General features: G+C 62.4%; 12 protein-coding genes. All 12 read right to left on the bottom strand.

Going from position 1 to position 13,678, the window contains the following annotated elements; all coding sequences use genetic code 11:
• Positions 1 to 4: 4 nt before the first annotated feature.
• The 12 genes from fmt to carA all read right to left on the bottom strand — a co-directional run bounded on the left by fmt (position 5) and on the right by carA (position 13,670).
• A complete protein-coding gene (gene fmt, locus V7R84_RS01820; protein ID WP_338571438.1) occupies positions 5 to 919 on the bottom strand; it encodes a methionyl-tRNA formyltransferase in 915 nt (304 codons plus the stop codon).
• A gap of 10 nt (positions 920 to 929) precedes the next feature.
• A complete protein-coding gene (locus tag V7R84_RS01815; RefSeq protein ID WP_338571436.1) occupies positions 930 to 2,891 on the bottom strand; it encodes a primosomal protein N' in 1,962 nt (653 codons plus the stop codon).
• 2 nt (positions 2,892 to 2,893) lie between these two features.
• Positions 2,894 to 4,084, bottom strand: a complete 1,191-nt coding sequence (metK, locus tag V7R84_RS01810; RefSeq protein ID WP_338571435.1) for a methionine adenosyltransferase — start codon at positions 4,082 to 4,084, stop codon at positions 2,894 to 2,896.
• A 30-nt stretch (positions 4,085 to 4,114) separates the two neighbouring features.
• Positions 4,115 to 4,465, bottom strand: coding sequence for a DNA-directed RNA polymerase subunit omega (rpoZ, locus tag V7R84_RS01805; protein ID WP_338573776.1), 351 nt, complete (start codon positions 4,463 to 4,465; stop codon positions 4,115 to 4,117).
• Positions 4,466 to 4,497: 32 nt separating this feature from the next.
• Positions 4,498 to 5,061 (bottom strand): guanylate kinase, encoded by a 564-nt coding sequence (gene gmk / locus V7R84_RS01800; protein WP_338571433.1) that lies wholly within the window; start codon positions 5,059 to 5,061, stop codon positions 4,498 to 4,500.
• 111 nt (positions 5,062 to 5,172) lie between these two features.
• Positions 5,173 to 5,484: an integration host factor, actinobacterial type gene (gene mihF, locus V7R84_RS01795; protein ID WP_338571431.1), complete on the bottom strand. Its 312-nt coding sequence runs from the start codon at positions 5,482 to 5,484 to the stop codon at positions 5,173 to 5,175.
• Positions 5,485 to 5,602: 118 nt separating this feature from the next.
• Positions 5,603 to 6,397, bottom strand: coding sequence for an orotidine-5'-phosphate decarboxylase (gene pyrF, locus V7R84_RS01790; RefSeq protein WP_338571429.1), 795 nt, complete (start codon positions 6,395 to 6,397; stop codon positions 5,603 to 5,605).
• Positions 6,394 to 7,446, bottom strand: a complete 1,053-nt coding sequence (locus V7R84_RS01785) for a quinone-dependent dihydroorotate dehydrogenase (RefSeq protein ID WP_338571428.1) — start codon at positions 7,444 to 7,446, stop codon at positions 6,394 to 6,396. Before V7R84_RS01785 ends, pyrF begins: the two co-directional genes overlap by 4 nt.
• The gene (gene carB / locus V7R84_RS01780) at positions 7,443 to 10,745 is read right to left on the bottom strand and encodes a carbamoyl-phosphate synthase large subunit (RefSeq protein ID WP_338571427.1); all 3,303 of its coding nucleotides are present in this window, start codon (positions 10,743 to 10,745) and stop codon (positions 7,443 to 7,445) included. Before carB ends, V7R84_RS01785 begins: the two co-directional genes overlap by 4 nt.
• Positions 10,729 to 11,379, bottom strand: a complete 651-nt coding sequence (locus tag V7R84_RS01775) for a DUF4276 family protein (RefSeq protein ID WP_338571424.1) — start codon at positions 11,377 to 11,379, stop codon at positions 10,729 to 10,731. Before V7R84_RS01775 ends, carB begins: the two co-directional genes overlap by 17 nt.
• A 4-nt stretch (positions 11,380 to 11,383) precedes the next feature.
• A complete protein-coding gene (locus V7R84_RS01770) occupies positions 11,384 to 12,553 on the bottom strand; it encodes an AAA family ATPase (protein WP_338571421.1) in 1,170 nt (389 codons plus the stop codon).
• Positions 12,543 to 13,670 carry a glutamine-hydrolyzing carbamoyl-phosphate synthase small subunit gene (gene carA / locus V7R84_RS01765; protein ID WP_338571418.1) on the bottom strand — a complete coding sequence of 376 codons (1,128 nt, stop codon included), beginning with the start codon at positions 13,668 to 13,670 and terminating at the stop codon, positions 12,543 to 12,545. Before carA ends, V7R84_RS01770 begins: the two co-directional genes overlap by 11 nt.
• Positions 13,671 to 13,678 lie beyond the last annotated feature (8 nt).

The following is a 13,678-nucleotide window of genomic DNA, read 5'->3' as shown; positions in this document are numbered from 1 at the left end:
CCGCTCACGCGAGTCTCCCTGACGCGGCACCGGCACGAGCCCAGTCAATGGCCGCCATTCGCCGTTTGCCCGGGGCCTGGACTTCCAGCAGCTCGAGAGCACCGTCACCCGCCCCGACAAAAACCTGGCGTTTGGTCACATACAGTTCTCCGGGTGCCGGAGTGAACTGGGCATCGGTGATTCGCGCCCGGTACAGCTTGAGTCGTTTTCCGTTCAGTTCGCACCAGGCGCCCGGCTCCGGGGAACAACCGAGAATGTGATTGCGGACCTCGATCGCCGGTCGGGTGAAATCCGCGCGCGCCTCCTCCACCGTGATCTTTGCGGCCCGGGTCACCCCGTCGGTTTCCTGGGGCACAGGGGTTTCGCCCGCCTCAATGGCGTCGATGGTCTCGACCAGTTGGGCCGCCCCTGAGATCGCGAGCAGCTCGAGAAGCTCTCCCGCGGTGGCGTCCGGCATGGGGCGAGCAGCGATCCGGTAGACATCCCCCGCGTCGAGTTCCCGGACAATACGGAAACAGGAAGTCCCGATTTCAGAATCACCCGCCATCACGGCCCGCTGCACCGGGGCCGCTCCACGCCATCTGGGCAGCAGGGAGAAATGCAGGTTGATCCAGCCGTGAGTCGGGATCTCGAGGACCGAGGTGGGCAGCAGGGCACCGTATGCGACCACCGCACACACATCCGGGTTCAACTCCCTCAGCCGGGACCGGAACTCCGGGTCCCGGGGATGGCCGGGTTTGAGGACCTCGAGCCCCAGTTCCGCCGCCCGGATCGCCACCGGCGACGAAGTGAGCCGGCGTCCCCGGCCCGCCGTAGCGTCCGGCCGGGTGACCACCGCCACCACCTCGTGTCTCGAACCCACCAGGGCCTCGAGACTTGGCACGGCAATTCCAGGGGTGCCCGCGAACACCAGTTTCATGGTTTCCTCCTCACGTGAGGGTCATCGGATCGACCTGCAGGAACAACCGGCCGCCCTCCTTGCGGGCCGACCGGATGGCGGCCGCATGTTTTACCGCGCTCACAAGTTCACGGCCCTTCTCCAAAGGACAGCGCAGCAAGGACATGGCCTCCGGGTCGGGTTCCTCCCGCACCAGTGTGGGTCCCAAAACCTCGGCACCGGTGAACGGATCGTTGTCCAAGAAGGCCGCCACCGCCTCCGGATCGCCACCAACCTGAACCGCCTTAACGGCAGGGGGCAGGCCGGCGGCGGCGCGATCGGCAAGTTCCCGGGCGGCGAATCCCCCGGGGTCGGCCCGGAGCAGCGCCTGGACCGCAGATTCCTCCGGTGGCCCGACGATGAGAAGTCCTCCCCCGTCAACCGCGGGTCGCACGAGACAAGCCACCTGGCACCAGCGGCGCAGAGTCTCCTCGCTGACGCGCAGATCCGCACGCGACAGGGCCAGCTCCGCATCGAGGATCAGGGCGCCCGCATAGCCGCCTGGTGCCATGGGCTCCCCCCCAGGGGTCGCGACAACGATCGCTGGTTCCTCCGATACCCCAGAGCGGATCCGCTCCGCTGAGGAGTTCATCACCCGCACCCCGGGGAAAGCCTTCCCCAGTTCTTCCGCCGTGCGTTCCGACCCCGCGATCGGGGCACGCAACCCGGTGGCATGGCATCGGGTGCACTCGAACCTGACCGGAGTGTGCCCGCACAGGCGGCAGAGCAGCCGCTCTCGCGCCAGTCGGACCAGTGGACCACCACACCTGGGGCAGGTCACCCTCCCACGGCAACGCTGACAGCGAAGCCCCGTGGAATGCCCGGCCCGAGCCACGGAGACCAACACCGGCCCGGAGGCCAACCGGATCCGCAGGTGTTCGAAGGCCTGGCGAGGAAGCCGCATCCGGATCCCACCAGGATTGCTTTCCTGGGTCCCGGGCACCGACCGGAGAGCCGGGCCAATGCGGCGCATCTCCCGTGGCGGCAGGGACAGTTCTCGGAGCCATTGACGCTCGATCAGCCCCTGTGCCTCGCAGGAGCGGGCATGTGAGGCGAGCAGCAGTGCACAGCCTTCCTGAACGGCCCGAATCATCGCTACCGAACGCACGTGCGGACGGGGGAACCGTTCAAAACAGTGCCCCTCGTTGCCATCGTCAATCACCACTATCAAGCCCGGGTCCGACAGGGGGGCGAAAACCGCCGACTGGGTTCCCACCACGACCCTGGCCCGGCCGCGCGAACACGCCAGGTAGTTCTCGTAACGCAGCCCTCTGCTGAGTTCCCAGCTGAGCCGCGCCACACACCCCTGTCCCAGGAGCCGCTCCAGCCGGGCGACGCCGGCCTCCATGCCCCGAATCGTTGGGAATAGGACCAGTGCCCCGCGTCCCGAGGCCAGGGTTGCCGAAACAGCCTCCAGCACCCCTCCGGTGAGATCCCCCTGCGGGCCGGCGACGCACGGAACCTGCCAGAAGGCACGCGGAGCGCCACCTTCCGACAGTGCCGTAAGCAGTTCGGAACCTCCCGGGAAACCCGGCAGGATTTCTGCTGCTCCTCCGGGCCTGGGGACCGGCCAGGCACGTTGTTCCTGCTTCTCGATTTTCGAGTGGCGGGGCGGGATCGCCAGGCGTGCAACATCCCACCAGGTTCCCGCGTAATGGTCAGCGACCGCCCGAATCAAGTCAAAAAGCCTCGGAGTCAAGATCTGTTCTGGGGAGATAACCGAACGCAGATCGGCGAGTTTCCCGCTGGTTTCCGGGACGCCGATGGATACCAGCCACCCATCCACCACCTGCCCGGCGAAGGGCACGCTGACTCGAACCCCTGGGCGGGCATCCTCAAGGAGTTTCCCGGGAATGCGGTAGTCGAAGAGGCGATCCAGATGCGCGAGCGGGACGTCGACCGCCACCTTGGCGACCTGTTCGGCGGTCGGAACCTCGAACAGCGTGGCCGACACGCTCAGCCCTTCACCGCCCTCGCCAGCGCTTCCGCACGATCGGTGCGCTCCCACGTAGCGTCCACCTCGGTGCGTCCGAAATGCCCGAGGGTGGAGAACTGCCGGTAAATGGGGCGCAACAGGTCGAGGTCGGCGATGATGCTGGCGGGCCGTAGGTCGAAGGTAGTGTTCACCGCGTCCACGATCTGCTCGTTGGGTACTTTCCCAGTTCCGAAGGTATCCAGGTAGAAGCCGACCGGATGCGCCCGACCGATGGCGTAGGCGACCTGTACCTCGCAGCGTTCGGCCAACCCGGAGGCCACCACGTTCTTGGCCACCCAGCGGGTGGCGTAGGCAGCGGAACGGTCCACCTTGGAGGGGTCCTTGCCAGAGAACGCGCCTCCGCCGTGACGGGCCATGCCTCCATAGGTGTCAACGATGATCTTTCGCCCCGTGACACCCGCATCTCCCATCGGGCCGCCGACCACGAATTTGCCCGAGGGATTCACGAAGATCCGGGCAGCTGCTCCGTCGTACCCGTACTCACCCAGCACGGGAAGGATGACCTCGCGGTTGATTTCCGGAGTCATCACGTCCGGCAGGGAGATGCCGTCATCGTGTTGCGTGGAGACCACGACGGTCTCGATGCCGACGGGTTTCCCGTCCTCGTAGCGGACAGTGACCTGGGTCTTGCCGTCGGGACGCAAGTAGCCGAGCAAGCCCTGCTTGCGAACCTCAGTCAAGCGGAACGCAAGTCTGTGTGCCAGGTGGATGGGCAAGGGCATCAGCTGTTCGGTCTCGTCGCAGGCGTACCCGAACATCAGGCCTTGGTCGCCAGCTCCTTGGCGACTGGCGGCATCTCCATCCTCGTGGTTGCGAACCTCAAGGGAATCGTTGACGCCGCCGGCGATGTCAGGCGACTGCGAACCGATGGCCACGGTAACGCCACACGAGGCTCCATCAAAACCTACCCTGGAACTGTTGTACCCGATCTCCAGGATGCGTTGCCGCACCAGAGTCGCCACATCAGCCCACGCGGTGGTGGACACCTCACCTGCAACCACCACCAGGCCGGTCGTGATCAGTGTCTCAACCGCCACCCGTGCCATGGGGTCCTCCGCAAGAAGGGCATCCAGAACGGCGTCGGAAATGGAGTCGGCTATCTTGTCGGGGTGTCCCTCGGTGACCGATTCGGACGTGAACAAGCGACTCAAGGCTGCTCCTTCTCGAAAAGTTTGTGTGGATCAGGAGGGGGAATTGGCGTCAAGCTCTGCGAACGGATCCACGAAGGCGAAAGCCGGGTCGGACTCGGCGGCGGCACGCTCTGCGGCCTCGGCCTCCGGATCAACCTGGCTGTACTGGAGCAGATCACCCTGCAGCTCGCGCAAAGCGACAGACAACGGTTTCTCCTGGGGGGCGACGCCAACCAGCGGGCCGACGTTCTCCAGGAGTCCCTCACCGAGCTGGGAGTAGTAGGCGTTGATCTGCCGTGCCCGCTTGGCTGCAAAGATCACCAGTCGGTACTTGGAATCCACCTTGTCCAGCAGATCGTCGATCGGAGGGTTGGTGATGCCTTCAGGATTGGTGCTCAAGATCTACCTCTGCAGGGTCGAGTAATGGCTTGCGGTCACAAGCCCATCAAGACTATCAAAGCTTGGGCGGTGTCCTCGATTCGGTCGTTCACAATCACGAAATCTGCTTCTTCCCGGGCCTCCAACTCCACCCGTGCGGTGGCGAGCCTGTGTTCCACCTGGGATGCGTTCTCCGTGCCTCGGCCCGTGAGGCGCCTGACGAGTTCTTCCCAGGAGGGTGGTGCGATGAACACGAGTTGTGCCTCGGGGAGGTTTCGCTTCACCTGGCGTGCCCCCTGGAGATCAATCTCCAGAAGCACGTCCCTGCCCGATGCGATCGCATCAGCAACTTCCCCGCGGGGTGTGCCGTAGCTATGCGTACCGTGAACAATCGCGTGTTCCAGCAGTTCCCCGGATTCCACCTTCTCCTGGAATCGTTGCTCAGAAACGAAGTGGTAGCTGACCCCGTCGACTTCCCCCGGTCGTGGCTCTCGGGTAGTGAGGGAGACGGGAATGTAGATGCCTGGACGCAACGTGCGCAACCTTGCACACACGGTGCCTTTGCCGACGCCACTGGGACCGGAAATGATCCAAACCGAAGGTTTTCTGGGTGAACGCACTCAACGATCCTAGATGCTCCGTGAAAGGAAGATGGCACAGTACGGATCCCCTCATCGGCATCTCACACGCCACCCCCTCCTGACGAGAACTCCCAAAGGCCCGGAAACCCTCTAGGAGAAGAGCTCCTTCAACCGGTCGATTTGATGCCGACCGAGGCCACGGATACGACGATTCGGGGCGATGTCGAGGCTCTCCATAATTTCCTGGGACCGCGTCACCCCGACGCGAGGTAGGGCGCGTAGCAGATCCACCACCTTCACGCGGGAAAGGACCTCGTCCTTCGCCGCCCGGTCAAGGGCTTGGGGAAGTGTGAGGGCACCAGACTTGACCTGATCCTTGAGCTGGGCTCGAGCTCTCCGTGCTTCCGTTGCAGCGGCGCGTGCCGACTTGAGCTGTTCGGTGCTCAGATGCGGAATGGCCATCGGTCCTCCTTCGTGGATTAGTGACCGGCCTCGCAGGGACACATGCCCCTGCTTGACAAATCTACTCTTCCCGTGTCTTGGAAGTAGGAGAATCAGGATTTCAATGACCGTGAAATCGTCAAGAAGCGATCAAGGCCATCTTCTCTAACAGCCTCGTGGCCCGACCCTGAAGTTCGTCGCGGCCCCCACCGATCACTTCACGGCTAGCGGTTGGCAGCACGTGACGCAGAGCTGATCCGAAAGTTGTCCCCAAACCCTCAACGGTGCCACCCTGGGCGCCGATTCCGGGTGCCAAGATCGAGGCGTTAAAACCGGTGAGGTCGCAGCCCAGGTCACTGTGGGTGGCGCCCACCACCAGTCCGATCGCATGATCCCGTTCAGGGTTCAGCCCGGTGATCTCGTCGATCACGACCTGGGCAGCATGATGCTGGATCCTCGCTCCCTCCGGGTTGGATGTGCGCGCCAGAACGTAGACCCCTCTTCCCTGCATGACGGCCAGGTCGATCGCAGGCAGCAACGCCCTCACCCCGAGGTAGGGGCTGAGCGTGACGGCGTCCGCAGCCAGCGGTGACCCATCCTCCAGGTAGGCGGTTGCGTACCCGGTCATGGAAGAGCCGATGTCGCCCCGTTTGACGTCCAGCAGGCTGATGGCCCCGGTCTCGCGGATGTCCGCCAGCACCCGTTCCAGCACTGCGATGCCGGGGGAACCGAAGGCCTCGAAGAAGGCCGACTGCGGCTTGAACACCGCAATCAACTCCCCCAGTTCCTCCACGATTCCCCGAGCACAAGCCTCGAGCCCTTTCACATCCGTCAGCAATTCCCAAGCGGCCAGCACCGATGGCATCGGGTCGATACCGACGCAGAGGTTCCCGCGTTGCCTGACTGTTTCCGAGAGTCTTCTCGCGTAGCTCATGCGCACCTCAGGAGGTCGTTGAGGCCCCGCACCAGGGCAGGACCCGCGTAAATGAATCCCGTGTAGATCTGGAGCAGCACGGCCCCGGCCTCGAACATCCGCACCCCATCACGCGGCGACATGATGCCCCCGACTCCGATTACTGGGAGGTCAGTTTCAGACACCACTCGTTCGACGAACGCCAGGGCCTTGCTGGTCAGGGGAGCGCCGCTGAGTCCTCCTTCCTCACCGGCCAGGTGTGCGTCGGCCACATCCAGGCCCTCCCTGCTCAGGATGGTATTGGTGGCTATGATTCCCGCCGCGCCGCAGTCGCGGATCACAGCAAGGGTCTCGGTCAACCGACTGGGTTCCAGGTCGGGAGCGAGTTTCACGAAAACCGGAACAGGATCAGTTCCCTGTGACGCCGACTCGATGATGCATCCCAGGAGCTGTTCCAATTCCTTCGCGGCCTGGAGGGAACGCAACCCGGGGGTGTTCGGGCTGGAGACGTTCACGGCGAAGTAATCGGCGTGGTCCCGCAGCGCATCCAGGGAGGCCAGATAGTCCGAGGCGGCGTCCACCAGCGCGATGGCCTTGGTCTTGCCGATCGAGACGCCGAGCGGAATGCCGAGTCTGCGGTTGCCACGCTGTACCCCGAGCTTCAGGAGCCGATCAGCCAGGGCATCTGCACCGCGATTGTTGAATCCCATCCGGTTGATGACTCCCCGCGAGGCCTTAGCCCTGAACATCCGAGGCCTGGGGTTGCCGGGCTGTGCCTGCCCCGTCACGGTTCCCAACTCCGCATGGCCGAAACCGAATCGCGCCCAGGCCGCGGCGGCCACCCCGTCCTTGTCCAGTCCCGCGGCCACCCCGATCCTGTTCGGAAACTCGATTCCTGCGACAGTCACGGGGTTGGCAACCTGGGCGGAGCGGGTGGCGGGCACGTGGCCGAGCCAGGAGATCATGGCCTCGTGGATCGCCTCCGGATCGCCCCCGGCCCAGCGGAACAGGATCGGGCGCAGCAGCTTCTGGTAGGCGGCCAGCTCGGCACGGGTGAACAGACTCGTCACGACCAGGCCGCCCAGTCCTGGAGAGAACGGATCTCGAGATGTCCGGCCCGTTTCGATTCGATGCTCTGCACGATCGCCGCCATCGTCGGGACCGTGGTGATGCACGGGACATCGGCCAAGATCGAGGCCGCGCGTATCAGGTAGCCATCCTTCCGTGGGTTCGTGTTGACACTGGCACCCTGCGGGGTGTTGAAGATCAGGTCGATCCCGCCGTTCTTGATCAGATCGACAATGGAGGGCGCAGCGTCACCTTCCGCGCGTTGGCTGAGTTTGGTCACCTCCTGTACGGCGACGCCGTTGCGGCGCAGCACCGAAGCGGTTCCGGAGGTTGCAAGAATCCGAAATCCCAGGTCCGCCAAGCGTTTGATGGGCCAGATAGCGTGGCGCTTGTCCCGGTTCGCGATGGAGACGAACACAGTTCCCTCGCTGGGAACCGGGAACCCTCCAGCGCTTTGGGTTTTGGCATAGGCGGTGCCGAAGCTGAGGTCAAGGCCCATCACCTCACCCGTGGAACGCATCTCGGGACCGAGAAGAGTATCGACAAAAGCACCCGAGGCCGTGCGGAACCGGTTGAACGGCATCACTGCCTCCTTGACGGCCACAGGAGAACCGGGGGAAACGTTGGTACCGTCACCGACAGGTCTTAGCAGGCCCTCGTCACGAAGTTCTCGAATCGAGGCTCCCAACATGATCCGCGCCGCGGCCTTGGCCAGCGAGGTGTTGGTTGCTTTGGAGACGAAGGGAACCGTCCTGGACGCCCGTGGGTTCGCCTCCAGCACGTAGAGGATGTCGGACTGGAGGGCGTACTGGATGTTCAACAGGCCACGCACTCCGACGCCCTCGGCGATCAAACGAGTGGAACTCCGGATGCGTTCGATCATCTCGTCGCCCAGCGTGATCGGTGGCAACGAACAGGCGGAGTCGCCAGAGTGGATTCCAGCCTCCTCGATGTGCTCCATCACCCCGCCCATATACAGTTCCTCGCCGTCGTACAGGGCATCCACGTCGATTTCGACGGCGTCATCGAGGAACCGGTCAACCAGTACAGGGGCGCCGTCGCTTACCTCCGTGGCTCCGGCGATGTAGCGGTCCAGGGCGGCGTCGTCATAGACGATCTCCATTCCACGCCCACCCAGCACGAAACTGGGCCGCACCAGTACCGGATACCCAATCTCCGAGGCGACTTGTTTGGCCTCTGCAGCCGATGCGGCCATTCCATGTTTCGGGGCGGGCAACCCGGCATCCGCCAGCACTTTCCCGAAAGCACCCCGGTCCTCGGCGAGGTTGATGGCCTCCGGCGGGGTGCCGACGACCGGCACCCCGGCGTTCTTCAGGGTCTGCGCGAGCTTCAGGGGAGTTTGACCACCGAGCTGACAGATGACCCCGGCCACGGGACCGGCCAGAGTCTCGGCGTGGTAGACCTCGAGGACGTCCTCAGCGGTGAGCGGTTCGAAGTAGAGCCGGTCCGAGGTGTCGTAGTCGGTGGAGACGGTCTCCGGGTTGCAGTTGACCATGATCGCCTCGTACCCGGCGTCGCGCAGCGCCATGGTCGCGTGCACGCAGGAGTAGTCGAACTCGATTCCCTGACCGATCCGGTTCGGCCCGGAGCCCAGGATCAGGACCGCCTGTTTGGTGCGCGCCGGCACCTCCGATTCCTCCTCGTAGGTGGAGTACAGGTAGGGGGTGAGGGCCTCGAATTCGGCGGCGCAGGTGTCGACTGCTTTGTAGACCGGGCGGATGTCTAGGGCCCACCTGAGCTGCCGGATGACGCTCTCATCGAGTCCTCTGAGACGGCCTATCTGAACATCCGACAGGCCGTGGCGTTTCGCGTGGCGCAGCAGTTCCGGGGACAGGTGGTCCGCTTCCCGCACTTCGGCACCGGCTTGTTGGATCAGGGCGATCTGGTCGAGGAACCAAGGATCGATCCGGGTGGCCTCGTGGAGCTGTTCCACGGTGGCACCCGCATCGAGGGCGCTCATCAGTTTCAACACCCGCCCGTCGTGGGGGCGGCTCAGTTCCGTCAGCAGGGTTTCCAGGTCTCCAGTGGTCTGCCCGAGCCAGAAGCCGGTGCCGGTTTCGGTGGAGCGCATGGCTTTGCCTAGAGCCTCGGTGAAGTTGCGACCGATGGACATCACCTCCCCGACCGATTGCATGTGGGTGGTGAGAGTGGAATCCGCGGATGGGAACTTCTCGAAGGCGAAGCGAGGAACCTTGACCACCACGTAGTCGAGAGCAGGTTCGAAGGAGGCAGGGGTGACCCGGGTGATGTCGTTGGGGATCTCATCAAGGGTGTATCCAACCGCAACCTTGGCGGCGATCTTCGCGATCGGAAAACCGGTGGCCTTGGATGCCAGCGCGGAACTTCGTGAGACGCGAGGATTCATCTCGATCACGATCATGCGACCGTTGTCAGGATTGATGGCGAACTGGATGTTGCATCCACCTGTGTCCACCCCAACCGCGCGGATGATTGCGATTCCGACGTCGCGCATCCGCTGGTACTCACGATCCGTCAGGGTCATGGCCGGGGCCACCGTCACGGAGTCACCAGTGTGCACCCCCATCGGGTCGAAGTTCTCGATGGAACAGACAATGACGACGTTGTCGGCCTTGTCCCTCATGACCTCCAGTTCGTATTCCTTCCACCCGAGGATCGACTCCTCGATCAGCACCTCGGTGACGGGGCTGGCCGCCAGGCCCGTTCCTGCGATCTGTCGCAGCTCCTCCGGATCGTGGGCGAACCCGGAGCCGACCCCTCCCATGGTGAAGGAGGGACGCACCACCACCGGATAACCGAGTTCGTCGGCCGCGTTCATCACCTCCTCCAAGCTGTGGCAAATCCGGGAACGGGCAACCTCGGGGGCGCCACCGGGAATGTCGGTCAGGGATTCGACAATGGCCTTGAACTGTTCTCGATCCTCACCACGCTGGATTGCCTCGAAGGAAGCGCCGATCAGTTCGCAACCGTACTTCTCCAGGACACCTTTCTCGTGCAGCGCGACGGCGGTGTTGAGCGCAGTCTGACCACCCAGGGTCGCCAGGAGAGCATCGGGGCGTTCCTGGGCGATGACGCGTTCCACGAATTCCGGGGTGATCGGTTCTATGTATGTGGCGTCCGCGAAATCGGGATCGGTCATGATCGTGGCCGGGTTCGAGTTGACCAGGACCACCCGGAATCCTTCGGCCTTCAGGACTCGGCAGGCCTGGGTACCGGAGTAGTCGAACTCGCAGGCCTGACCGATGATGATGGGGCCGGAGCCGATGACAAGGATCGACGAGATGTCAGTTCGACGGGGCATGACTCTCCTGGGATGAATTGATCAGGAACCGAACTCCGTCACGGAGCCGGCAGAAACTGTTCGACGTGTTGTTTTCAATATCCATGTGCGGAGTCGCATCCAAAACGAGGTCCACTTTTTTCAGTCCGGCCTGATGCTTCGAAACATTTGTCAGTATGCTTTCCAAACGACGAGCCGGATCTTGAATTCTATCCGGTTGACGACAACCTCTTCTGTTATGGAGATTCATAAACTTTTTTCCATATGCTTCTCCTATCGCCCTGGCGTCACCAAAGAACCAAGCCTCCAACATCTCAATCGCTATGCAGAGAAGAACCTGACCCTGACATGATGACCCCAAACTTGTCACAGTCAAACCAGATTTCTCAATCTCGGTGATCATCATAGCTCTGAGTTCGCTACAATCATCCCGGTCGGCATCCACCACAAGAACGACGCGATAGTCATCCGGCATCCACAAAGAATAGCCGGCGAGGCGTTTGGGAAATTTCTTCAAGAACTGACTTTTACTGCCAAGATCAAACACCTCGAACACGAGATCATCCGGCAGGATCTTGGGGAGAATAGTCTCGAGAAATATTTTCATCGAGTATCCCTCTACCAAGAAATCGACATGCGCAACGGATACCGTCATGTGATCACGCCATCTTGGGGTCGGCAGAATGCAGGTAACCCTCAGCCCATAGCTCAGGCAACGAGGCTCCCTTGCGCAGCATGGCCATGACCCTTTCATCCTCGCTCACTCTGTGCAACCTCGCATATCCGTCATCACGACGGAATATGATCCACAACTCCTTTGGATCCACCAGCGACAGAAATTCACGAGAGTGTGTGGTGACGAAAACCTGGGACCGCCCCGAGAGTTCACGAATATCTTCGGCCAACGGCGGCACCAACCTTGGATGCAGCTGGTTCTCCGGCTCCTCGATACCAATCACCGTCGGAGGGGTCGGATCGTGAAGCATGGTCAGGTAGGCAAGAAGTTTCAGCGTACCGTCGCTGATGAAACGGTCGAGAACGGGATCGTCAAACGGGCGATCTTTCAGGCGTAGCAGGAGCCTACCATCCTCGAGCAACTTGGGGAGAATGCTCTCAAGCTGAGGAATTCGCCGACCAAGTACATCGAAAACCGCCTCCAAGGTCCTCGGGTGGTTTTCCTGAAGATGTTGAATCACATTGGCCAGATTGTCCCCAGTCTGACTCAACCTCGGTTCCGGCCGACTCGTGGGTGTGGTACGGGTGTTGTCCGCGGTCAGATACGACAGATACCATCCCTGAATAAAGTTGCGCAGCGCCTTGACCCTGAAATGACGTTGCATCTGCCCCAAGGCGGAGACCGCCAGCAGATCAGGGGAATCCAAGGCTTCATCCTCATATTTACTTGTCTGCTCGTTGTAGATCTTTCCGTTTCCACGTTCGAATCTCAAAATGTCTCGAGGACGCCCTGACCCTTGCGCGGTGGTCCATCGGAGAACTTCGCGCTGTACAACCGGCTGCCCATTCTCCTCGTCGATGGCGATTTCATATGTTGTCTGCCTTTTCTGCCCGTCCACGTCAACGCGATACTTCAACTCAAACTCGACGGGCCCTTCAGAACCCCGGCTACGAATGGCATCGATTCGATTCCGTTTGTCCCAAGCTCCTCTAAGACCCACCGTGAAAGCTTCATGAAGAAAGGCAAAAACATCGAAAACAGTGGATTTTCCGCTGCCGTTGGATCCGATCACGACGGTGAAGGGCTTCAAGTCTTTGAATGTGATGTCCCGAAGTACCCTGTAGTTCCTGACCCTCATGTGTTCAATGCGCACGATCACGCTCCATGAGGTCGGCGAAGCGGTCGAAGAGGTGGTTGGCGTCATGCGGCCCAGCCGCGGCCTCCGGGTGGTATTGGACGGAAAATGCCACCAGTTTCCCATCCCTATGCAGTTCGAGACCTTCGACAACGTCGTCGTTGAGACCCGTGTGGGAGACACTCGCCTGCCCGAACTCGGTGTCCACTACCCGGTCCAGGGGGGCGTCAACGGCAAACCCGTGGTTCTGCGAGGTGATCTCAACCCTCCCAGTAGTGCGGTCAAGCACTGGTTGGTTGATGCCCCTGTGCCCGAATTTCAGTTTATACGTGCCGAACCCGAGAGCCCGTCCAAACAGCTGGTTGCCGAAGCAGATCCCGAAGTACGGGATACCCGCGGCGAGCACCTGCCGCAGCACAGTCACCGGCCCGTCGGCGGTGGCCGGGTCGCCAGGACCGTTGGAGAAGAAAACCCCATCGGGTTCCAGCGCGGCGATCTCCTCGAAACTCGTCGACGCGGGCAGGACGTGCACATCCATGCCACGGCCTGCCATCTGCGTAGGTGTCATGTCCTTAATACCGAGGTCCACGGCCGCCACCGTGAAGCGCCGCTCCCCCACCGCGGGAACGATTCGGGCCTTGGGCGTGGATACTTCACCGCACAGGTCTGCGCCCGCCATCACAGGCCGCTCCAGCACCCTGGCGCGCAGCCTGTCCGGGTCCAGCTCGCGGGTCGAGATCCCTACCCGCATCGCCCCCAGGGAGCGGATGTGGCGGGTCAGAGCCCGGGTGTCGATGTCGCAGATTCCGACGATTCCCTGGTCCGCGAGTTCCGCGTCAAGACTTCTGCGGCTTCGCCAGTTCGACGGACGGGGCGCTGGGTCGCGCACCACGTATCCTGCCACCTGGATTCGGGCCGACTCGTCATCTTCATCGTTCCAGCCCGTGTTCCCGATGTGCGGGGCGGTGGCCAGTACCACTTGGCCCCGGTAGGAGGGGTCGGTCAAGGTTTCCTGGTAGCCGGACATGCCGGTGGTGAAGACCAGTTCCCCGAAGGCCTCCCCCTGTGCTCCGAAGGATCTCCCGAGGAATGAACGCCCATCCTCCAGAACCAACAACGCGGGAAGGGAATTCATGATCGCTC

Origin of the sequence: Arachnia propionica (assembly GCF_037055325.1) — a bacterium.
Classification (GTDB): Bacteria; Actinomycetota; Actinomycetes; order Propionibacteriales; family Propionibacteriaceae; genus Arachnia.
The sequence above is the reverse complement of the archived record's forward strand: the minus strand, read 5'-3'. Positions and strand labels throughout refer to the sequence as shown.

Excerpts from the sequence above, each read along its gene's own strand:
- mihF (WP_338571431.1), bottom strand. The coding sequence starts at position 5,484 with ATGGCCATTCCGCATCTGAGCACCGAACAGCTCAAGTCGGCACGCGCC.
- fmt (WP_338571438.1), bottom strand. The coding sequence starts at position 919 with ATGAAACTGGTGTTCGCGGGCACCCCTGGAATTGCCGTGCCAAGTCTC.
- carB (WP_338571427.1), bottom strand. The coding sequence starts at position 10,745 with ATGCCCCGTCGAACTGACATCTCGTCGATCCTTGTCATCGGCTCCGGC.
- pyrF (WP_338571429.1), bottom strand. The coding sequence starts at position 6,397 with ATGAGCTACGCGAGAAGACTCTCGGAAACAGTCAGGCAACGCGGGAAC.
- carA (WP_338571418.1), bottom strand. The coding sequence starts at position 13,670 with ATGAATTCCCTTCCCGCGTTGTTGGTTCTGGAGGATGGGCGTTCATTC.
- V7R84_RS01775 (WP_338571424.1), bottom strand. The coding sequence starts at position 11,379 with ATGACGGTATCCGTTGCGCATGTCGATTTCTTGGTAGAGGGATACTCG.